Below are 20,447 nucleotides of genomic sequence, written 5' to 3' on the forward strand. Positions count from 1 at the left end.
GGAGCGAACGTGAAAACAGGCGATCAGATAGTTCAGGAACTTCCCTGGAAATGGCCCGTCCAGGGAAAGATCTTCATCATCGGCGGCCTCGGCTACCTCTTCGACGCCTACGACATCGCCCTGAACGGCTTCCTCATGCCGCTGGTGGGTGAGCACTTCGACCTCTCGCTGAGCGATCGCGGGTACGTCGCCACCGCCAACCTCGTCGGCATGGCCGTGGGCGCCGTCGTCTGGGGCTCGGTCGCGGACCGCATCGGCCGGAAGAAGGCCTTCAGCGTCACGTTGCTGATCTTCGCCGTGTTCTCCGTCCTCGGCGCGCTCTCCCCCACCTACCCCGTCTTCCTCGCGCTGCGCTTCCTCGCGGGCATCGGCCTCGGCGGCTGCATCCCCGTGGACTACGCACTGGTCAGCGAGTTCTCGCCGCGCAAGTACCGGGGCCGGGTGCTGACCGGGCTCGATGTGTGGTGGCCGGTGGGCGTCACGCTGTGCGGGTTCGTGTCGACGGCGCTGCTGTCCGTCGACGGGAACTGGCGGTGGATGCTGACGACGATGGTCCTGCCCGCGCTGCTGCTGTTCTGGGCCCGCCGCGGCATCCCGGAGTCGCCGATCTACCTGGCGAAGAAGGGCCGCGAGACGGAGGCAAGGCAGGTCATCGACGACCTGGTCGCCCGCACCGGCGCACCCACCGTGCTGTATTCGATCCCGGAACCCGTCGCCGAGACAGGTCCGCGTGGAGTGGCCGCCGCGGCCGAACAGCTGCGCCGCGTATGGCAGTTCAGCCCGCGCATCACCTCCGCCGCCTGGTTGCTGTTCGCCACGATCATGCTGGTCTACTACGCGGCCCTGAGCTGGATGCCGACCATCCTCAAGGACGAGGGCCTCGGTGACACCGCGGCCTTCATGAAGACCACCCTGATGAGCGGGGTCGGCATCATCGGTGTGCTGGTGTCCACGGCCCTCGTCGACATCGTCGGCCGCAAGTGGCTCATCGGGATCTCGGCGCCGGTCGCCTCCGCCGCGCTGGTCGTGTTCGCGCTGGTGATGAAGATGCCGACCGGATCCGTCGTGGCGATCGGCGTCTTCGGCTTCCTGATCCAGCTCACCATCCCCGCCCTGTACGCGTACGCCTCCGAGCTGTACCCCACCGAACTGCGGGCCAGCGGCTTCGGCTGGGCCTCGTCGGTCAGCCGGGCGCTCACCGGTTTCGCCCCGATGCTGTTCGGCTCGCTGATGTGGCCCGCGCTGGGGCTGGCAACGACCTTCGCCGTACTGGGAGTTGCGGTTCTGCTGGCCGTCGTATGGATGGCGTTCGCGGCACCGGAGACGAAGGGCCGGGTCCTGGACGCCGACGAGGAGGGGCCGTCGCCCCTTCCACGACTGAGCGTCGCCGAACAGCCGGCTCTCTGAGGCACAGCCTTCCCAGGCCGCCTGACAACTTACGGAGGACCATGAAGCCCGCCCCCTTCCAGTACCACCGGGCCCGCGACGTCGACGGCGCCACGCTGCTGCTGGCCGAACTCGGCGACGACGCCAAGGTCATCGCCGGCGGCCAGAGCCTCGTCGCGATGATGAACTACCGGCTGGCCCGCCCGCGCCACCTCGTCGACATAGGCGGCCTGCGCGAACTGGACCGGATGCACCGGGACACCGACGGCGGACTGCACATCGGGGCGCTCACCACCCACCACACGGTGGAGACCGACCCGGCCGGGGTGCTGGGGGCGGGCTTCGGGGTCCTGCGGAGGGCCATGACCTGGATCGGACACCTCCCGATCCGCACCCGTGGAACCGTCGGCGGCAGCATGGCGCACGGCGACGCCACCGCCGAGTGGTGCCTGCTCGCGGTGACACTCGGCGCGGAGTTCGTGGCACGCGGACCACAGGGTGAACGGACCATCCCGGCCGGGGACTTCTTCCACGGCTACTACACGACCGCCCTCGACCCGGACGAGATCCTCGTCGAGATCGTCTTCCCGCGTCCCGCACCGCACGCCGCCCTCACCGAATTCGCCGAGCGGCGTGGGGACTTCGCCCTCGTGGCCGCCGCCGTCGATCTGGATGTGGAGGACGGCGAGGTGCGCGGGGGCCGGGTGGCGCTCGGCGGGGTGGCGTCCGCCGCCGTCCGAGTGCCGGAGGCGGAGGCGGTGTTGGCGGGCGGCGGCTCCTTCGGGGCGTGCGCGTCGGCCGCGGCGGAGGCCGTGGAACCGCCCGCCGACGCGTCGGGCAGTACGCACTACCGCAAGGAACTCGTACGGACCCTGGTCCGGCGCGCCTGCGAGGAGGCGGTGTCCCGATGAGCAACGCCTCTTTGAACGCGGGGAAGTTGGTGGGCAAGGCGGTTCGCCGTCGAGAGGATCCGCGTCTGCTCGCCGGGCGCGGCCGCTTCGTCGACGACATCGCGCTCCCCGGCATGCTGCACGCCCAGTTCGTCCGCAGCACGGTCGCCCACGCGGAGCTGGCCTCGGTGGACGTGTCGGCGGTGCGCGAAGTCCCGGGCGTCGTCGCGGTGTTCACGGCCGAGGACCTGGAACTGGGTGACATCGTGGCCCAGCTAGGTCGCCCGCTCTCGGAGTTCGTCCCGACTGCGATGCCGGTCCTGGCTCGTGACAAGGTCCGCTACGTCGGTGAGCCGATCGCGATCGTCGTGGCCCGGGACGCGTACGCGGCGGAGGACGGCCTGGAGGCGGCGAAGGTCTCGTACGCCACGCTGCCCCCGGTGATGTCCGAGGAGGCGGCGTTCGCGGACGGCGCCCCGCTCGTCCACGCCGAGGCCGCGCGCAACACCTTGGTGGACGTCTCGCTGTTCGCGACGGAGGGCATCGACCGCATCTTCGCGTCCGCGCCCTGTGTCGTCGAGGTCGACACGAGGACCGGTCGCCAGAACGCGCTGCCGCTGGAGACGCGGGGCGCCGTGGCGCACTGGGACGACCGCGAGGAACAGCTCGTCGTGCACACGTGCACCCAAATCCCGCACCAGGTAAGGACGGTGGCGTCCCGCTGTCTGCGCCTCGACGAGCGCGCGGTGCGGGTCGTGGTGCCCGACATGGGCGGCGGGTTCGGCCAGAAGTGCGTCGTGGGCCGCGAGGAGATCGCCGCAGCGGCAGCGGCCCTACGGCTACGGCGGCCGGTGAAGTGGATCGAGGACCGCAAGGACGCCCTGTCCGCGTCGTTCCTCGCCCGCGAGCAGCACTACCGGGCGCGCGCGGCCTTCGACTCCGAGGGCAGGATCCTCGCGCTCGACGCGGACGTGGTCTGCGACATGGGCGCCTACTCCTGCTACCCCTTCACGGCCGGCATCGAGCCGCTGATGGCGTCCGCCGAGATGCCCGGCGTCTACAAGGTGCCCGCGTACCGGGTGCGAGGCCGGGCGATCACCACCAACAAGGCGCCCACCGGGCCGTATCGCGGGGTGAGCCGGCCGCAGTACGTCATGGTCATGGAGCGGCTCTTCGAGCGCGCCGCGCGCCAACTCGCCCTGGATCCGGTCGAGATCCGCCGCCGCAACGTCATCACCGAGTTCCCGTACAAGGGCGTCAACAGCATCACCTACGACCCGGGCTCCTACCTGGAGTCGCTCGACCTCTGCGAGCGGCTCGTCCGGGAGGAGGGCTGGCACGAGAAGCAGGAAGCGGCGGCGGCCGAGGGTCGGCGCCTCGGCATCGGCTACTCGTGCTTCAGCGAGCGCACCGGTTACGGCTCGGCGGCCTTCGCGCAGCGCAAGATGCAGGTGGTGCCCGGCTTCGACATCTCCGAGGTACGGATGGACACCAGCGGCGCGGTCACCTTCACCACCGGCACGATGAACCACGGCCAGAGCCACGAGACGACGATGGCGCAGATCGTCGCCGACGAACTCGCCCTGGACATAAGCAAGGTGAGGCTCCATCAGGGCGACACCGACCGCATCACCTACGGCTTCGGCACCTTCGCCAGCCGTTCCATCACCATCGGCGGCAGCGCCGTACGCCTGGCGGCGGCGAAGCTCGGCGACAAGCTGTGTGCAATCGCCGCCTCCCGCTGGGGAGTTGCTCCGGACGAGGTGGAGTTGGCGGACGGCGCCGCCCACCGCCGTAGCACCCAAGACGTCCTCACCTACGAGGAGATCGCCGATATCGCCTATCTCCGGGCCCACTTGCTGCCGAAGGACATCGAGCCGGGACTGTCCGTCACCGCCACGTTCGACGTCTTCAACGACGGCACCTTCTCCAACGCCACCCACGCCTGCGTGGTCGAACTCCACGCCGGTACAGGGCAGGTGGAGATCCTGCGGTACGTGTGCGTCGAGGACTGCGGGGTCGCCATCAACCCGCAGGTCGTGGAGGGGCAGTGCCGGGGCGGTATCGCGCAGGGCATCGCGGGCGCGCTGTTCGAGCAGGTGACGTACGACGCCCAGGGCGAGCCGTCGGCGACCGGCTTCATGGACTACAAGGTGCCGACCGCGCACGAGATCCCGGACGTGCTGATCCACCACCTGGAAACGCCCTGCGCGTTCACCGAGACCGGCGCGAAGGGCGCCGGCGAGGGCGGCACGATCGGGGCGCCCGCCGCCGTGCTCAACGCAGTCAACGACGCCCTGCGCCCGACCGGCGTCGAACTCGACCACACCCCGATCACCCCCGAGACCGTGCACCGCGCGCTGAACGGCGCCCCGAGCCTGGAGTCGTCCTCATGAACACCGACCCCGTGGTGACCCACCCGGACCTCCAGCTCATCACCCTCGACGTCAACGGCGAGCGGCACGACGTGATCACCGAACCCCGCCGCACCCTCGTCGACGTCCTCCGGCACGAACTGCGCCTGACCGGAACGCACGTCGGATGCGAGCACGGCATCTGCGGCGCCTGCACGGTCCTGGTCGACGAACGGCCCGTCCGCGCCTGCCTGATGTTCGCGGCGCAGGCCGAGGGGGCGCGGATCCGCACGGTCGAGTCGCTGGCAGAGCCCGGCGGCGGTGAACTCAACGATCTGCAACGGGCGTTCAGCGAACACCACGCGCTGCAGTGCGGGTTCTGCACGCCCGGGTTCCTGATGCTCGCCGAGGGGTTCCTCGCCGAGCGGCCGGACGCGACGAAGGAGGAGATCCGCGAGGTGGTCGCCTCGAACCTGTGCCGGTGCACCGGCTACCAGACCATCGTCGAGGCGATCGACGCCTGCGCGACGACCCGGCGCGGAGCATGCGCCAACCCCTGCAACAGCCCTGCCGGCAAGGAGCACTGACGCATGCAGCTCACCAACTCCGTGCCGATCAAGGCCTCCCCCGACGACGTCTTCACCTTGATGAACGACGTCGAACGGGTCGCGTCCTGCATGCCGGGCGCCGCGCTCGACGGCCAGGACGGCGACACCTGGCGGGGCCGGGTGAAGATCCGGGTGGGTCCCATCAGCGCCTCCTACGCCGGTACCGTCCGTTTCCTGGAGATCGACGCCGAGAAGCGGCGACTGCGGGTGCACGCGCGCGGTACGGACACCCACGGCAGCGGGGACGCGGAGGCCGAGGTCACTCTCGACATCCTCGCGGCGCCCGAGGGAGCGCTGCTCCAGCTCTCCACGGACCTGGTGATCCGCGGCAAGATCGTCCAGTTCGGCAAGGGCGCGATCGTCACGGTGTCGGACCGGATCATCCAGCAGTTCGCGCGGAACCTGGGGAGCCTGCTGGACCAGGACCGGGCCGTAGAAACCACACCGGCCGCGTCCCCGAACACTCCTACGGCGTCCCCGATCACTCCCGTCGCGACGCGACCGGCCGTCGCACCGGACTCCGATCTCGACGGCCTGGCCCTGCTGTTGGGCCCGCGAGCCGCCAAGTACGGCCTGGTGGCAGGGGCGTTCGCCGTCGGCGTCCTGGAGGGCTGGCTGCTCGGTCGACTCGGCGCCCAGGCACGGGAGTTGCGCACCCTTCGGAGGACGTCATGAGCGACGCTCACTACGGTCAGGAGACGGAACAGACCTACCGGCGGGCCGGGTTCGGCGCACCCGTGCGCCGCGGCAGCCGCCCCGCGATCGTCGTGGTCGACCTCACCCGCGGCTTCACCGAACCAGGCTTCCCCTCAGGGGCCGACCTCACCGAAGTCGTCGCGGCCACCGGCGAGTTGATCGCGGCCGCGCGACCGGCCGCCGTACCGGTGGTGTTCACCGCGATCGCCTACACACCGGCCGAGGCGACGGGCGACGCCGTCACCTGGCTGCAGAAGGCACAGGGCATGCGGAGCCTGGTCGAGGGCAGCGAGGAGGTCGCGCTCGACCCGCGACTGCCTCGCTCGCCGCAGGACCATCTGATCGTCAAGAAAGGTGCGTCCGCGTTCTTCGGGACGTCCCTGGCCGCCCTGTTGACCGGCCTCGGCTGCGACACGGTACTCGTGTGCGGCGCGACGACCAGCGGTTGCGTACGGGCCACCGCCGTGGACGCCGTGCAGTCCGGTTTCCCGGTGCTGGTGCCGAGGGAGTGCGTCGGCGACCGCGCGCCCGGTCCGCACGAGGCGAACCTCTTCGACATCCAGGCCAAGTACGGCGACGTGACCGACCTCAAGGACGCCGTCGGCTATCTCGACGGACTGCCCAGGACAGCGCCGTAACCCCGTCTGCCGCTCTGCGTAATTGGAGAACCCCATGCCCCCACCCACCCGCCTACTGGCCCAGTCCGCGCTCGCCGATCTCGCGGACGTCCCCGCCACCAGCCGCTGGGTCCGCTCCGGCGGCACACGCCTGCACGTCCTGGACTACGGCGGTGACGGCGTCCCGCTGGTCGTGCTGCCCGGCATCACCAGCCCGGCCGTCGCGCTGGACTTCGTGGCCCGTGAACTGACGCCCCTTGTACGGCCGTTGGTGGTCGACGTCCGTGGGCGCGGGCTGTCCGACGGCGGCGGTTCGTACGGGCTGGAGGAGTACGCCGAGGACACCGAGGCGGTCGTCGCGGGACTCGGGCTGCACCGGCCGGTGCTCTTCGGGCACTCCATGGGTGCGCGGATCGCGGCCGCGACCGCTGTCCGGGCCAAGGTGGCACTGCGGGGCACCGTGCTCGGCGATCCGCCGATGAGCGGCCCCGGACGCGGGCCGTACCCCACGCCCCTGGACGTCTTCCTCGACCAGTTGACGCAGGCCCGGCGCGGTACCGACGCGGACGAGGTGGCCCGGTCCTGGCCGCGCTGGCCGCGCCGTGAGCAGGAACTGCGGGCCCGCTGGCTGGCGAGTTGCGACACGGAGGCCGTCACGGCCACACACCACGGCTTCGAGAGCGAGGACTTCTTCGACTGGTGGCGTTCCGTTCCCGGCCCCACGGCACTCCTCTACGGCGCGGACAGTCCGGTCGTCACCGCGGAGGGTGCGGCGGAGGCGGCCCGGCTGCTGCCGTCGGCCGTCATGGCCGAGATCCCGGACGCCGGTCACATGCTGTTCTGGGACAACCCGTCCGCCGCGCTCGCGGCCCTGCGCCAGGTGCTGCGGCCGATGCTGGTGTGACGCCGACGCGTGGGTTCCCGAAGATCGCAGGTCCGGCTGCCGACTCGGTCAAGTGCCGTGCTTAAGTGGGCTCCATGGGTGACGAAACCGCAACCCCGACGTCCGCGCCCGCCGGGCCTCCCCCGGCGCTCACCGCCGCGCCCGGCTACCAGGTCCGCCGCCTTTACCAGGCGTATCTCGCGGCCTGGATCCGTGCCGTCGACCCGACACTCACCGGGCCCCAGTTCGCGGTGCTCCAGGCTGTGGAAGCGGCGCCCGGCAGCGACCAGCGGTCCATGGCGGCCGCGGTCTCCCTGGACACGTCCACGATGGCGGACGTCGCCCGGCGGCTGGAGAACCGGGGTCTGATCGTGCGCAGGACGGCCGCGGACGACGGCCGGCGCAAGCTGCTCCACCTGACGGAGGAGGGCGAGCGGACCCTCCACGAAGCGAACCTCCGCGCCCGCCGGCTCGACGAGCGCCTTCTCGCGCCCTTCGGACCGGAGCGGCGCGAGGACATCATGCATCTCTTCACGTCCCTCGCCGATCACTGGGAGGGACTGGCCGAGGACTCCTGACCGCGAGGCGGCGGTCGGCGGATCCCCGGTCACCGACAACCGTACGTAGCCTCGTAGGCAGGACACCCGGAGGATCCCGTGACCGATCACCACATCGGCATGATCGTGCCCAGCTCGAATCTGACCATGGAGACGGAGCTGCCGCGCATGATGCGGCAGCGCGAGTCCCTGGTTCCGGAGGACCGGTTCGTCTTCCACAGCAGCCGTATGCGCATGCGGCACGTGACACCCGAGCAGCTCCGCGCCATGAACGCGCAGACCGGGCGCGCGGCACTCGAACTCGCCGACGCCCGGCCCGACGTGGTCGTCACCGCCTGCCTCGTGGCGATCATGGCGCAGGGGCCGGGATACCACTGCACCGCCGAGGACGAGATCACCGCCGTGCTGCGCGCCGAGGGCTCCCAGGCCCCCGTGGCATCGAGCGCCGGCGCCCTCCTCGACGGCATCAAGGCCCTGGGTGCCCGGCGGGTCGCGATCGTCACGCCGTACATGAAACCGCTCACGCGGCTGGTGGCGGACTACATCGAGGACGCGGGCGTCGAGGTGGTGGACGCGCTGAGTCTGGAGGTGGCGGACAACCTGGCCGTCGCCCGCCTCGACCCGGCCGACCTGCGCGAGCACTGGCGGCGCCTGGACCTGTCACGGGCCGACGCGCTCGTCCTGTCCGCCTGTGTCCAGATGCCCTCGCTGCCGTCGATCCAGGCGGTGGAGGAGGCAGCGGGGCTGCCCGTGCTCTCGGCGGCAACCGCGACGGCGTACCGCATCCTCGTCGAGCTGGGCCTGCCCACGGTCGTTCCCGACGCGGGCAGCCTGCTCAGCGGCCGGATCGGGGCCTGAGGGCGGAACGGGGAAGATCCGGGGCTGCCGCGAGGGACGACGGGACGTCGGTGAACTGCTCGCACATCTCCCGGACTTCAGCCTCGTTGAGTTGCCTCGGCTGATGGCGCACCACCATCGTGTAGGGCGATCCGGGGTAGATCATGGGGCAGGGACTGGCCCGCCAAAACGATATCCGCAACCACCAGCATTGATGACTATCAGGATGTCAGCGAATCTACGATGGACTTGGCTGTCCGTCGTACCGCGCGGCCTTAATGATCGCACGAACGAGTAGCACAGCAATAACAATCGGAGCGAAGGTCACCGTATAGCTCAGCACGCGTCCAACGTCTCGCGCCCGGATAGCATGATCAATTCGAAAGCTTGGCCTCCCCTACTAGCGCCAGGCCTGCGGCATCGCCCATAGTGGAACGCATGGCGTGGGAGGAAGGAACCGAAAATGAGGTTGACGGCACGAATGAGGTAATTGACGAAGATTTCGACACTCGGCACCGCCTTAGTCTTCCGCACTTTATCGTGCACACCCCGGCAGGTGCGGGCCAGGTGGTAAAGCGTATGACCCGAGCAATCGGCCTGAAACCCTGTGCCGCATGCGAGCAACGTGCAGCCCGATTGGATCACTGGATGCGGATCGAGCCGCGCCACTGAAGGGTCCGATGATTGGTCCGTAAAGGAGGAAGTGTGGTCGATGAAATAGTTCATGACAATGGCGAGAAAAACGATCCGCTGGGCAGTGGTACCGCCGTGGTCGACCGGAGCACCGCGGACCTGTCCGGGTCCGTCGGCTGCCAGACCTGCGGCGGGACGAATCCGGTGCCGAGCACACCGAGTAGCGCCGTGTATGCGGTAGGCGTGCTAAGCCCGCAGATCCCCACCATCGGTGTCGCTGCAGGGTTCGCTCAACTGACGGGACGACCGCACTATGACGATCGAGTTGATGCCGAGTTGCTGCAGAGCGTTCTGCGTAACCCGGACACCGCCTATCTCGGTCGTTATCTGTGCTGGAACTTCTCCACCGGTGGGCTGGAAGCCTTCACCGTGATACCGCAGAACGACGCCGAGGTGGCGCGACTGGCTGAGGTGCTGCCGCCGGCGGTCGGTGATGTGGTGCATGTCGTCGTGGGTAAGACGGTCCCGTTCCCCATCGACGGGCGGCACGTCACTCCTGGGTTGCCCGTCGTGCAGGCTGATCGGGTACTGGCGTTTACACTCGCGGAGCTTGCCGCAGCCATGCCCGAAGGCGAGCCGTCCGTTGATGAGCAACCAGGCACGGACAACGACCGGAGCGATCGGGGCGGTTTCGAATCGGTGGTTCGAGACGTATTCTTGCGGCTGACCCGCCGAGCAGGAAACCGCGGTCTTTCACCCGAGGACATCGCCTGCAACCACATCGCGGTTGAATATCCTGCATTTCACCGTATGGTGTGGCAACAGCGACGTGACGGCAAGCTCCTGATGGCCATCGACGCCCACCACGCCAATTCCACCGATCGAATGGTCGTGGCGGTACGCGCTACTTTCCGCGATCCGCATACACACATCACCGAGCGGCTGCAAGTGTTGGATGACGTCACCGAGCCCTCGTTTCCCTTTCTCCTCGCCGGAATCGAGCGCGTTTACTGACAAGTGGAGCGGTAATGCTAACCGTGCTTCCCGGATGGGCTCAAGCGGGCGCAGCCGTGCAAATGCCACGCTTCTCTTACCCGACGGCGGCGACCGGCCCATGGCCGGCATTGAACGTCGCTGCCAGCCGGGCTACTCAGACCACGTCGCTCGCGGGGCATCCCTGCGGCAGCTGTGGCCCATGTCTGCCGGACGAGACCTCACCGACCGGCTGTTCCAAGACCTGTTGGACACGACGCGGGCCTGAAGGCGATTGCGATCAATATGACATGGAGTGTCGAGGCCCTGGCTGCAACCCCACGTGCGCACCCGGCGAGCGGCTGTGCGGCACGACATGTGTTGACACGAGCAGCGATCCAAACCACTGCGGTGGTTGCGGAACCACTTGTCCACCGGGCAGCGCCTGCTGCAATGGCACCTGTTGCCCACCGGGCAGCACATGCTGCGGTAACGGATGTTGCCCAGCTGGCAGCACCTGTTGCGGCGACAGATGCGGCGGCACAACATGCCCGGACGGCACACACTGCTGTGGTCCGGGCGAAGGATTCTGCAGCGTGGACAACATGTGCTGCTGCCCCTTCCCAGGCATGAGATGCGTATCGATCCGCATCTTCAACATCACCAGGAACATATGTCTACCTACTTGACCGCGCTTCGCGCAGTCCGTTTAGCCTCGATCATTCATGAGTCCCCATCAGCTTGCTGAAGGGGACTTTGTGTCTGTGCGGTGGGGCCTTTTCGGGGCTGGGGCAGGCTGAGGGTCCGGCTCGCGCGTCGGGTGGGCGCCGGGTTCCACTTCGCCGGTGCGGTGGTGGGGGTTGTCGAGATGGCGGAAGTGGCTGGTCAGACGGAGTTCGGAAGGATGTGGAGCCTGGCGATCGCGTGAGTGATGACGTCGGTCCAGGGCCATCGGGCCGTGAAGCGCAGCCAGTGCCGGCGGCCGGTGTGCACCAGCTGAGCGGCTGCGGAGAACAGCCGCAGGCGAAGCCGTTCGGGTTCCCAGCGGCGGGTCTTGCCGGTCAGGGCGAGCATCGGCATCCAGGCGAGGAGGTCGAGTGCAAGCGAGACGATCTCCAGCCAGATCCGGTTCTGGGCCGTGTCGTGCAGGGGCAGATTGCGCAGACCGGTGTAGCGGGCGCCTCGGATGCGGTCCTCGCAGCGGGCCCGTCGGCGGTGATGCATCGACAGGCACGGTCTTCCACACAGGTTACGGGGCGTAGAACTCCATGGTCTTAGAAGCCCGTGCCTGTCACGTTCCCGGAACCCACCGAACTGACACTTCATCGCGAACCGGACGTCGGGCGACTACGCCGAAGCCCTGGGCGGTGGCGCCCTACGTTCTCGGCGGGTTGCGCGGCTTGCGCGGTCTGCCCCAGTTGCCGTGTGGCCTGTTCCGGAGCTGGGCCGACGCCGCCGCGTCGAACTGGGCCTTGTCGGTCACTGCTCGCGGTTCAGGTACGAGCACGGTCGCAGTCGATGCCCATGGCACCGCCGAGGCCCAGCCGACCAGAGGCATGGTCTCGTCGTAGTGCGGAGCGAACTGCGCGACGGTGATGGTGGGCATCCGATAGTCCAGGCCGCGGACGTGCTCGACGAACGCCTCGGGCAGCGAGACGTGGTGTGTCTCCAGGTAGTGCGGGAAGTCCTGGCGCCACAGCCACACCCCGTCGGTCACCAGGGAGGAGCATCCCGGGGAGTTCCGGTGGGCGTCGCCGGTGATGACGTCTGGCGCGGCTTCCATGACGTCGATCAGGACGTGTCCGGCGTCCAGGTAGGCCACCAGATCCGCCTCGTCCGGCTCGCCGACGGGCCGGACGGCATCGTGTATCGATCCGTTCGGACAACCGGAGCGGCCGTCGAACTCGTCGTAGAAGCCCAGCAATCCCAGCACTGCAACCCCTTCGGCGAGTCTTCGCGTCCTGTCGGCACTCGTGGATGCGGCCGCTCTTGATCATCGGTGCACGAGGGCAGGCAATCACGCGATGATCGCAGGTCACAGCGTAGACAGAATCCAGCCCTACAAGGTCCGGTCCAACTCCGGTACGGCGATGGCCAGTTCGAGAAGCCGGACCGGCGGACGTTCGGAGGGCAAGCTCAGAGGGGTGCCATCTCCAGCTCCCCGATGACCCGCAGGCCAACCTGTGCCGCCAGCCAAGGAGCCCGTTCGGCCTCCACCTGCTTCACGTGGACGTACAGCGTGTGGTCCGGTGCCGGCTCCTCAAGGTCGAGGTCGCGGGCGTTCACGCACACCGTCACGTACGCGCCTCTGGAGCCCCCGCAACCGAGGCCCACCTGCGGAGCCTCGGGCCAACCCCTGAAGTCCCAGCGGACCATGGCCGGGACGTTCCCCACCGCGGCCACGAACTCCTGCACCGCCTCCGGGGCCATGCACCATCTGCGCAAGTGGATCGGAAGGCACTCCGCCGGAGCGTCGCCATCCTCTGACGAGGCGTGTCGGTCGGTTCCGTAGGACCACCACTGGGCGTCCGGCATCACGCCGCTCAACCGGTCCAGGTCTCCGGGCGTGGAGACCCGTGCCTCGAAGTCGACTTCGAGTTCCGTGGTGTCGGCGAGATCGAGCAGTCGCCCGGCGACTCGCAGTGCCTCGGCAAGATCCGTCGTTCTCAGTACTGCCTGCGCGTACGAGTTGGCCATGACGAGCAGTCTGCCAAGTCAGGCACCCTGCCTGCCGACCATTAATCGCCGGACACCGACGTCCGAGAGGCAACGCCAGAGCAACGCCAACCTGTGCGCGACATGAGAATTTGTGTGATCCGGGCGGGCGTGGGCAGACGCCGCCGTTATGAGCACCCTCCATCGGAGCACGGTAGACGAGGCCACGGAACAGAGCCCTGATGTGCGGGCGGCGCCGCCGCTCGTGCCCGCCTCGGCGGAACGGGGCAGAGGTGGCGGGCGGAGCTTTTCATCGGCGCTGCGTGGTGGTGGGCGGGTCGCGGGGCTGGACGGACTGCGGACGGTCGCGGTGGTGCTGGTGATCGTCTACCACGTGGAGCCGGACCTGGTGCCGGGCGGCTCGGTGGGTGTGGACGTGTTCTTCACGATCAGCGGTTTCGTCATCACGCGGCTGCTGGTCGGCGAGTACGCCCGTACCGGTGGCATCGGGCTGTGGTCGTTCTACCGGCGCCGGTGGCTGCGCCTGATGCCGGCCCTGCTGGTGATGTGCGCGGTCACCGCCCTGCTGTCCGTGACGTTCGCGCTGCCGCTCTTCCGCGGGGCGTGGGTGGCCGCCGCCCTGGCCGCGGGGTCGGTGGTCAATCTCGTACGGGCCGGGGACTCCGGGACGTACTCGGATCTCACCGCACCCCTCAGCCACACCTGGTCCCTGGGTGTGGAGGAGCAGTTCTATCTCGCCTGGCCGCTGCTCCTGCTCGTCCTGCTGCGGCACGCGACGGCCCGTGCGGTGCTGGCCTGCGTCGCGGTGCTGTGCGTGCTGCCGGTGCTCTGGCGGACGGTTCTCTGGGACCCGACAGCCGCGCACCGTATCTACAACGGCCCCGACACCCGCGCCGACCAGCTCCTCATCGGCGCCCTGCTCGCCCTCGTCCTGGCCCGGCTGCGCGCCGACGACCCGCGCCTGGCGTCGCTGCGCCGCTGGGCCGGCCGGCTCTGTCTGCCCGCACTCGCGGTGCTCGGGCTGATCGTCTGGCAGATCCCGATCACCGAGGTGAGCGGCTGGAATCCCGTCTGGTACACGGCCGGTTTCCTGGCCGCCGCCCTGCTGACGGCCTGCGTGGTCGCCGCGCTGGACCTGTGCCCCCGGTCGTGGCCCACCCGCCTGCTGTCGCTGTCGGCGATGGTCTGGATCGGCCGCAACCTCAGCTACGGGATGTACCTGTGGCACTACCCCGTCATCCGGCTGCTCTCCGACCTCGGCGTGCACGGTGACGCCCTGCTCCCCGCCGGCCTCGCGGCCACGCTCGCCGCGGCCCTCGCGTCGTACGCCCTCGTCGAACGGCCTCTGCTACGACGCGACCGGCCCCGCGCGCGCCGGCTGGAGCCGGTTGTCGCCACGGGACCACGTTCACCAATCCTGTGACCGCCCGGCCGACCCACGCGCCGTAGAAGACGAACCGCCTCCGGAGTTACACCGGGTCCGCCGCAGCAGGACTAGGCGCCTGCGTCCCCGCACCGCCGAACCGGATCCCCTTGGCCTCCTTGCCTACAGCGCTCAGCACAATCACCAGGAACAGGGCGGGAGTTACGGTCCACGCCATCGCCGTCGGATAGCCGTGCCGTTCGGCGATGGCCTCCTGGATCGGCAGGTTGAGGGCGGCGATCAGGTTGCCCAGTTGATAGGTGACGCCGGGGTAGAAGCCCCGGATCGTGTCCGGGCTCATCTCGGTCAGGTGCGCGGGGATGACGCCCCAGGCTCCCTGTACGCACAGTTGCATCAGGAAGGAGGACAGCATCAGCCAGCCCACCGTGCTGGACAGGACGAAGAAGGGCACCACGACCAGGCCCGCGGCCGCCGCGATCATGATCGTGCGACGGCGCCCCAGCCGCTCGGAGTACGCCCCGAGCACCATGCCGCCGATGATGGCGCCGATGTTGTAGACGACGGCGATGGCGATCGAGGTGTCCGGGGACAGGCCCAGGCCCTTCTTGACGAAGGTCGGGTAGATGTCCTGGGTGCCGTGCGACATCCAGTTGAAGGCGGTCATCAGCGCGACCAGGTACACGAACCGCCGTAGCACCGCAGGGTTCTTGAACACCTGGTAGGCGGGGGTGCGGTTGAGTTTGACGCTCTTCTCCCACACCTCGCTCTCCTCCACCCGGGCGCGCACCCACAGCGAGACCAGGGCGGGCACCAGGCTGAAGGCGAACAACCCCCGCCAGCCGAAGGCGGGTTCGATGACGAAGAACGCCACCGCGGCGAGCAGATAGCCGAGCGAGTAGCCGCTCTGCAGCAGGCCCGACCAGAAACCGCGTCGCTCGGCCGGGATCTTCTCCGTGACTCCTCCGCTCCGTAAACGGGGTGGCTTCTCGCTATGCCTGGTTGGCGTGGCGACGGACCAGCCCGGCCCGTAAAACGTTGATTGCTCCGACGACGTCGGCGTGTGCCCTGTGGCCGCACGAGCGGCAGTGGAACTTTTCCTGGGTGGGCCGGTTCTCCTTGGCGGTGTGCCCGCATTCGGGGCACGTGCGGGAGGTGTTGCGGGGGTCCACGGCCAACACTTCCCGCCCGGCGCTTTCAGCCTTTGCGTTCAGGATCGCGAGGAACACCCCCCAACCGGCGTCAGCGATCGAACGGTTCAGCCCGGCCTTGCTCGCGGCGCCGTTCGGCAGGAAGCTGCCCGGCTGCCCGGGGTCGGGCTTCGCCGCGGGAGCCTTGATCATGTTGCGGATCTTGAGGTCTTCGTGCGCGATGAAGTCGTGCTCACGGACCAGGCTGAGCGCGGTCTTGTGCGCGTGGTCGAGCCGCTGGCGGCGTACCTTGCCGTAGAGTTGGGCGACTTTGTCCACAGCGCGCCGGTGGTTGCGGGTGCGGTCCTTGGCCTTGCGGCGCGGGAAGCGGCTCAGTGCCTGCTGCGCGACTTCAAGCGTCGCGGCGGCCTTGCGTGCATGGCGCGGGTTGGCGACGTGTACGCCGTTTGAGTCGGTGAGGAACGAGGCAATACCGAGGTCGATGCCGACTGCTGAGCCGGTCGCGGGCAGCGGCTCGGGCCGAGGCTGCTCGGCGGTCAGCACGATGAACCACTTACGGCCCTCGCGCTTGACCGACACGGTCTTGACCTTGCCGATCACCGCGCGGTGCTGGTTGACCTTGACGTGCCCAACACCCTGGAAGCGGACCCGGGTCACGGGGTCTTGTGGGGTGGAGTCCCACCGGCAGCCGTCCCCGTCCTTGGGGAATTCCACCGTGTCGAACCAGGTCACCCCACGAAAGCGCGGGTAGCCGGGCTTGTCCCCGGCTTTGATCCGCCGGAAGAACGCGGCGAACGCCTTGTCCAGACGGCGCAACGTCGCCTGCTGCGAGGAGAAGGACCAGCGGCCCTGCCGCGCGGGGTCGAAAGCCCGGATGTCCGTGAGCTGTCCGGACTGCTGCCCGTACGTCACGCTCGTCTTCGAGGCGTGCTGGTAGGCGTCGCGACGTTCTTGCAGGGCCCCGTTGTAGAGGGAGCAGTGATCGCGCAGCATCTCGCCCAGCACGGCTTGCTGGCCCATGGTGGGCCGCATGAGGAACTTGTACGCACGGATCACCCAGCCCACCCCCTCCCTGTCGGGCTCCTTGATCCTACGACGCTTGGTTCATGTCACCATGTTGGGAACCAAACACCGATATCCGCCGGGGCCGTCACGTCGTCTACAACCTGCACGCGCACTTGGTGTTAGTAACGAAGTACCGGCGAGGAGTCTCCAACGACGACATGTTGACACGCTGCGAAGAGATAATGCGGAACGTCCGCACCGACTTCGGCGCGGACCTGATCGAGTTCAAGGGCGAAGAGGATCACGTGCACCTGTTGGTGCACTACCCGCCGAAGGCAGCCCTGTCGGCCCTGGTGAACTCGCTCAAGAGCGTGTCCTCCCGCTACCTGCAGCAGGAGTTCACCGGCCGCGTCAACCACTCCATCATGCACGGCCGGTTCTGGTCGGGTTCCTACTTCGCCGGGCCCTGCGGTGGTCGGCCGCTGGCTATCGTCAAGCAATACATCGAGCAGCAATAACGTCCGCTCTAGCCTGCAGGTCAGAGCAGTTCCGAGATCGGATTCCCTCCCCGCCTGAACGCGGGGATTCCCTCCGAAGAGAGGGATGTAAGTCGTCGGCGATCTCGCTGTAGACGAGTACGACGAGGAAGTAGTCGAAGGCGTCCATCGCCCAGCCCAAGTAGGCGGCGACGAAGGCGTTGCGCTGATCCTTGGTGAGTCCCGCTGCCTGTTCCCGGACGGTCTTCAGCATGCTGGCCCTCCCTTGGTCCGCAGGTCAGGCTAGGTGGGCTCAGCGGCCCGGGCAACGCAAGGACCGGCAAAACACCCGCCACAATTAGCCAAAGCGAACGCCCGGTTCACCCGGTTCACAGTGAACCGCCCCGAACCAGACGCAGGTTGGTCTGTCCCGGAGCGGTTCATCGCGACGCCGTACGCCAACGAGGCTCCCCGATAGGGTCAGTTGCCGCGCAGTTCGCTCACGAAACTGTGGTCGCCCGCACCGAGGCCCGCGACCGTGACCGTGCCGTCGGCCACGGTCACGTCACGGCTCGACGCCCGCCGCCCGTCCCACAGCGTCCGCCGACCGACGCTCACCCGCAGACCGCGCGCGTCACCGGGGAGGACGACCGAGCCCTGGGTGTGCCGGGGCACGTGGACGGTGAGACGGAAGACGCGACTGCTGTTCTCCCACTCGACTCCCAACGGGCCGTGCGGTGTGGGCAGTTGACCCGTCGCCCAATCGACGTCGCCGGGTTGCGGGCGTACCTCCCAGGTGGCGTACCCGGGTGAAGTCGGCCGGGCGCCCAGCAAGTTGTGGGTCAGGGCCGGCAGGACACCGGTCGACCATCCGTGGGCCATGCTGGTGTAGGCGTCCTCGTACAGCGAACCGTTCGGGCCGATGCCCTCCCAGTGGGTGATGCCGGGGTCGTTCTTGTCCATCCAGCCGTACATACGGCGGATCTGGTCCAGCGCGGACCCGGCCTGACCGCTGAGGAAGCGGGCCTCGATCTCCGGGTAGGAGGTGAAGGCGTAGACCCGCTGCGACGCCTGGTCGAAGAGCGTGTCGTTGTCCATGAAAGCGTTCCCGTACGGCCGTTGCGTCGTCGCGTCGAGATGCGCGAGGGCCGAGGTGGCGCGGGCCGCGTCGGCGATGCCGGTGACGACCGCGAGGGAGTTGCCGTCCTGAGCGTGCCGTACCGCGCCGGTCGAGGAGTCCAGGTAGGCACCCGCATCGGCGTCCCACAGCAGGGAGTTGACGGCCTGGGCAACGTTGTCGGCCCGCGTGCTCCAGCGCGTTGCGTCGGCCTTCTGGCCGAGCAGGCGGGCCAACTGGGCGGCGTTCTGGAGGGCTTGGACGTAGAGGGCGTTGTAGTAGGTGACGCGGCCCGTGCGGCCCAGGAAGGCGTAGTCGCCGTATCCACCGGTGCCGTTGAGGCCCTTGCTCAGCAGGCCCGCGTCGTCCGTGACGCTCGGGTACCAGGTGTCCAGGACCTTCAGCAGGGTGGGGTAGTAGCGCGTCGCGTACTGGCGGTCGCCGGTGTAGAGGACGTAGTCCCAGCTGCACGTGACCCAGTACAGCGGGTAGTCGAAGAGCGGGAGGGTGTAGTTGCCGATGGAGGCGGGCGGGATCCAGCCGTCGGCGCGCTGGTGGTCGGCGAGGTCGGCCAGGACGTTGCGGGCCGCCGCGGCGGCGTCGTCGTGGGTCAGGTAGAGGGTGCGCGCGGAGACGGCGAGGTCGCCGACGTACGGGTCGCGGTCGCGCTTGGCGCCGTCCTGGAGGACCAACTTCCCTTCCAGCGTGGCGCTCCACGCGTTGCGGGGGTCCACGTCGTCCTGACGGAAGGTGTCGGTGACGAGTTCGTTGGTGTACGCGGCGCCGTACCAGTAACGATTCAACTCGTCGTCGGAGCACAGGAACCAGCCGCGGTAGGTGCTCGGTGTGCCCACGTACGCGGTGAACTGCAGTGCTACGGAGTCGATTTCTACCGTGCCCCAGGGCTGCGCGGCGGGGCTGTCCGTGGCGAGCGCGTCGAGGCTGATCTTGAGGTAGCGGAATCCGTGCAGGCCGTCCGCGAACACCTTGTCGCCGGCCTGGAAGCCTTTGTGGTCAACCCAGTTGGCGCCCTTCGCGGGGACGGCGAACTGGTCCGTGCCCCCTCCGGCGCCGCCCGCCTGGTCGGCGCGGGTGAAGTCCGAGCGGTCGGTGAGGAATTGGCGGGTCTCGGAGAACGCCACCCGTACGCCCGGGGAGTTGGTGGAGGCGGAGGTGAACTTGATCTGCGGATATCCGACCACGACCTTGCCGAAGTCCACGGTGACGGTCGGTATCGGGATCGGCTCGACCGGAGCGGGCCAGACCTCGTTGATCCGGGTGAAGTTGCCGTGCGAGGTGTCCTGGGCGTGGGTCACCGTGATGCGGACGCGGTCGGTGCTGACCTTCTCCGTGAACGGAACGGCCTTCTGCACCGCGTCGTTGCCGGTGACCGTGGCGGCTGTGTGCCAGTCGCCGCCGGTCCACACGTCGACGGTGTAGTCGGTCGGGACGCCGTCGCTGTTGGAGATCACCGTGATGCCCTGCAGGGACGTGACCTGCGGCGCGGTGATGGTGAGGACGTCGGGGAAGACGCCCAGGGTGTCGTCGTTCCAGAACGTGTCCGGGTTTCCGTCGATCGCGTTGGTGGCGTCGTAGGTGCGCGGCTGGCCGTCGTTGCCGTTGTTGCCCGCGTGGGCCGAGGACGCCTCGGCCGTGGTGCCGGTGGACCAGGTGGGAGCCGCCGCGGGCTGCGGGCGCCGCAGGACGGATCTGGCTCCGCCGGGCTTGAGCAGGGCGCCGGGGTTCTGCACGTCTCCGGTCGGCGTGGTGATCCGCACCGGGCGGACCGTGCGCGAGGACGGGCCCTGGACGTAGCGGTGCCAACCACCGGAGCGGCGGGACGGGTTGCCGGTGAGAGAAGCGGAGGCTTCCTCGGCGGGCTGCGCTTCGGCCGTGGGGAGTCCGGTGGAGAGGGACACCGCGGTGAGTCCGGCGGTACCGGCTGCTGCGAGGGCCACGCGACGGGAAATGCCTTTGTCCGGTGTGCTGTTCGACGCCATGCTGTCCCCTTGAGCGCAATGGATTGAATCGTTTCACTCGGCAGCTGCGTGGTGACGCTATCTCGAACAGCGGATGCCCGTACAGCGTTGGGACAGAAGTAATTGGCGATGCGCACCGCCCAGAACGAGGCGCCGTGCAACGGGTGGGCCACCAGACAGGACGCTGATCGGTCGCTGACAGGATCTTCATACGGGGACGGCACGTTGA

General features: G+C 68.6%; 18 protein-coding genes and 1 pseudogene. 12 read left to right on the plus strand and 7 right to left on the minus strand.

The features are described from left to right. The first annotated feature begins 9 nt into the window (after nucleotides 1-9). The 10 genes from OG496_RS02865 (at nucleotide 10) to OG496_RS02910 (ending at nucleotide 10,475) form a co-directional block, all read left to right on the plus strand. Nucleotides 10-1,407, plus strand: coding sequence for an MFS transporter (locus OG496_RS02865; RefSeq protein WP_405969410.1), 1,398 nt, complete (start codon nucleotides 10-12; stop codon nucleotides 1,405-1,407). Nucleotides 1,408-1,448: 41 nt separating this feature from the next. Next, complete coding sequence (locus tag OG496_RS02870; protein WP_405969411.1) at nucleotides 1,449-2,297, plus strand: FAD binding domain-containing protein; 849 nt, start codon at nucleotides 1,449-1,451, stop codon at nucleotides 2,295-2,297. After that, the gene (locus tag OG496_RS02875; RefSeq protein ID WP_405969412.1) at nucleotides 2,294-4,672 is read left to right on the plus strand and encodes a xanthine dehydrogenase family protein molybdopterin-binding subunit; all 2,379 of its coding nucleotides are present in this window, start codon (nucleotides 2,294-2,296) and stop codon (nucleotides 4,670-4,672) included. The genes OG496_RS02870 and OG496_RS02875 overlap by 4 nt, the downstream gene beginning before the upstream one ends. Further along, on the plus strand, nucleotides 4,669-5,217 hold the full coding sequence (locus OG496_RS02880) for a (2Fe-2S)-binding protein (RefSeq protein ID WP_405969413.1): 549 nt from the start codon (nucleotides 4,669-4,671) through the stop codon (nucleotides 5,215-5,217). The genes OG496_RS02875 and OG496_RS02880 overlap by 4 nt, the downstream gene beginning before the upstream one ends. 3 nt (nucleotides 5,218-5,220) lie before the next feature. After that, the gene (locus tag OG496_RS02885) at nucleotides 5,221-5,913 is read left to right on the plus strand and encodes an SRPBCC family protein (RefSeq protein ID WP_405969414.1); all 693 of its coding nucleotides are present in this window, start codon (nucleotides 5,221-5,223) and stop codon (nucleotides 5,911-5,913) included. After that, the gene (locus tag OG496_RS02890; protein WP_405969415.1) at nucleotides 5,910-6,572 is read left to right on the plus strand and encodes an isochorismatase family protein; all 663 of its coding nucleotides are present in this window, start codon (nucleotides 5,910-5,912) and stop codon (nucleotides 6,570-6,572) included. Before OG496_RS02885 ends, OG496_RS02890 begins: the two co-directional genes overlap by 4 nt. A 34-nt stretch (nucleotides 6,573-6,606) precedes the next feature. Continuing rightward, on the plus strand, nucleotides 6,607-7,455 hold the full coding sequence (locus OG496_RS02895; protein ID WP_405969416.1) for an alpha/beta fold hydrolase: 849 nt from the start codon (nucleotides 6,607-6,609) through the stop codon (nucleotides 7,453-7,455). A 74-nt stretch (nucleotides 7,456-7,529) separates the two neighbouring features. Beyond that, nucleotides 7,530-8,012 carry a MarR family winged helix-turn-helix transcriptional regulator gene (locus tag OG496_RS02900; RefSeq protein ID WP_405969417.1) on the plus strand — a complete coding sequence of 161 codons (483 nt, stop codon included), beginning with the start codon at nucleotides 7,530-7,532 and terminating at the stop codon, nucleotides 8,010-8,012. A gap of 78 nt (nucleotides 8,013-8,090) precedes the next feature. Further along, nucleotides 8,091-8,849, plus strand: coding sequence for an aspartate/glutamate racemase family protein (locus tag OG496_RS02905; protein WP_405969418.1), 759 nt, complete (start codon nucleotides 8,091-8,093; stop codon nucleotides 8,847-8,849). Between the two features lie 684 nt (nucleotides 8,850-9,533). Continuing rightward, nucleotides 9,534-10,475 carry a hypothetical protein gene (locus OG496_RS02910; RefSeq protein ID WP_405969419.1) on the plus strand — a complete coding sequence of 314 codons (942 nt, stop codon included), beginning with the start codon at nucleotides 9,534-9,536 and terminating at the stop codon, nucleotides 10,473-10,475. 843 nt (nucleotides 10,476-11,318) lie between these two features. Here OG496_RS02910 and OG496_RS02915 read toward each other — a convergent pair. The 3 genes and pseudogenes from OG496_RS02915 to OG496_RS02925 form a co-directional block, all read right to left on the minus strand. Further along, a pseudogene (locus OG496_RS02915) lies at nucleotides 11,319-11,684 on the minus strand (transposase); the annotation flags it as partial. Between the two features lie 124 nt (nucleotides 11,685-11,808). Further along, nucleotides 11,809-12,366 (minus strand): hypothetical protein, encoded by a 558-nt coding sequence (locus tag OG496_RS02920; RefSeq protein ID WP_405969420.1) that lies wholly within the window; start codon nucleotides 12,364-12,366, stop codon nucleotides 11,809-11,811. A 203-nt stretch (nucleotides 12,367-12,569) separates the two neighbouring features. After that, nucleotides 12,570-13,130: a hypothetical protein gene (locus OG496_RS02925; protein WP_405969421.1), complete on the minus strand. Its 561-nt coding sequence runs from the start codon at nucleotides 13,128-13,130 to the stop codon at nucleotides 12,570-12,572. A 148-nt stretch (nucleotides 13,131-13,278) separates the two neighbouring features. On the opposite strand from OG496_RS02925, the gene OG496_RS02930 reads away from it, so the two are divergent. Continuing rightward, on the plus strand, nucleotides 13,279-14,532 hold the full coding sequence (locus tag OG496_RS02930) for an acyltransferase family protein (protein WP_405969422.1): 1,254 nt from the start codon (nucleotides 13,279-13,281) through the stop codon (nucleotides 14,530-14,532). A 46-nt stretch (nucleotides 14,533-14,578) separates the two neighbouring features. Here OG496_RS02930 and OG496_RS02935 read toward each other — a convergent pair whose 3' ends face one another. Both OG496_RS02935 and OG496_RS02940 read right to left on the minus strand, forming a co-directional pair. Beyond that, the gene (locus OG496_RS02935; RefSeq protein ID WP_405976551.1) at nucleotides 14,579-15,439 is read right to left on the minus strand and encodes an MFS transporter; all 861 of its coding nucleotides are present in this window, start codon (nucleotides 15,437-15,439) and stop codon (nucleotides 14,579-14,581) included. Between the two features lie 43 nt (nucleotides 15,440-15,482). Next, the gene (locus tag OG496_RS02940) at nucleotides 15,483-16,697 is read right to left on the minus strand and encodes an RNA-guided endonuclease InsQ/TnpB family protein (protein WP_405976552.1); all 1,215 of its coding nucleotides are present in this window, start codon (nucleotides 16,695-16,697) and stop codon (nucleotides 15,483-15,485) included. A gap of 50 nt (nucleotides 16,698-16,747) precedes the next feature. Here OG496_RS02940 and tnpA point away from each other — a divergent pair, with 50 nt between their 5' ends. Further along, nucleotides 16,748-17,164 carry an IS200/IS605 family transposase gene (gene tnpA, locus OG496_RS02945; RefSeq protein WP_405969423.1) on the plus strand — a complete coding sequence of 139 codons (417 nt, stop codon included), beginning with the start codon at nucleotides 16,748-16,750 and terminating at the stop codon, nucleotides 17,162-17,164. On the opposite strand, the gene OG496_RS02950 is transcribed toward tnpA, so the two are convergent. Together OG496_RS02950 and OG496_RS02955 are read right to left on the minus strand one after the other, a co-directional pair. Beyond that, on the minus strand, nucleotides 17,139-17,396 hold the full coding sequence (locus tag OG496_RS02950) for a hypothetical protein (protein ID WP_405969424.1): 258 nt from the start codon (nucleotides 17,394-17,396) through the stop codon (nucleotides 17,139-17,141). The two genes, tnpA and OG496_RS02950, sit on opposite strands and share 26 nt — an antisense overlap. Before the next feature lie 206 nt (nucleotides 17,397-17,602). Continuing rightward, nucleotides 17,603-20,239 (minus strand): alpha-L-rhamnosidase C-terminal domain-containing protein, encoded by a 2,637-nt coding sequence (locus OG496_RS02955; RefSeq protein WP_405969425.1) that lies wholly within the window; start codon nucleotides 20,237-20,239, stop codon nucleotides 17,603-17,605. Nucleotides 20,240-20,447: the final 208 nt, after the last annotated feature.

It is taken from the genome of Streptomyces sp. NBC_00988 (genome assembly GCF_045162645.1).
Taxonomy (GTDB): Bacteria; Actinomycetota; Actinomycetes; order Streptomycetales; family Streptomycetaceae; genus Streptomyces.